2 protein-coding genes are annotated in these 600 nt (G+C 75.7%); one reads left to right on the top strand and one right to left on the bottom strand.

Annotated elements, in window-relative coordinates:
- Window positions 1-251: DUF5926 family protein (locus KBX39_RS32570; protein ID WP_247660834.1), on the top strand; the 251-nt coding region annotated here is incomplete at its 5' end.
- Between the two features lie 9 nt (window positions 252-260).
- On the opposite strand, the gene KBX39_RS32565 is transcribed toward KBX39_RS32570, so the two are convergent.
- The coding region (locus KBX39_RS32565; RefSeq protein WP_247660833.1) for an arginine deiminase family protein at window positions 261-600 on the bottom strand (340 nt) is incomplete at its 5' end.

Below are 600 nucleotides of genomic sequence, written 5' to 3'. Positions count from 1 at the left end.
TGTCCCGGCTCGGCGCGGCCGGCGCGCTGACGCTCGGCGACGACACGAAGTTCGCCGGCATGTTCCGGGCACACGGGCGGCTCGCGCCGGTCTGGGACCTGCCGGAGGACACCCCGGCCGCCGAGTGGGAGGCGCCGCTGGCGGAGTTCGCCAAGCGTTACGCCGAGGCGGTCGCCGAGCAGGCGCCGCTGGACGCGGCCGGCCGCCGGTCGCGGCAGGGGCTGCTCGGCCGCCAGCTGACGCTGCGCTGACGTTCCGGGTCAGGCGGCCCCGCCCTTCTCCCGCACCAGCGGGCAGGACATGCAGCGCGGGCCGCCGCGCCCGGAGCCCAGCTCCGATCCGGCGATCGCGATCACCTCGATGCCGGCCCGTTCCAGTTGCGCGTTGGTCTCCACGTTGCGCTCGTACCCGACGCAGAGCCGGGGCGCGAGCGCGAGCGTGTTGTTGCCGTCGTCCCACTGCTCGCGTTCGGCGGTGACCGGGTCGAGGCCGGTGTCGATCACCCGGAGCTGGTCGAGGTCCATCGCGTCGGCGGCGGCGCGCAGGAACTTCGCCGGGCCGTCGACCCGCAGGTCGTCGCCGTCGGCGCCGACGATCACC

This window comes from Micromonospora sp. D75, from assembly GCF_018070405.1.
GTDB lineage: Bacteria > Actinomycetota > Actinomycetes > Mycobacteriales > Micromonosporaceae > Micromonospora > Micromonospora chalcea.
Note: the sequence above shows the minus strand (reverse complement) of the source record. Positions and strands in the feature narration are given on the sequence as shown.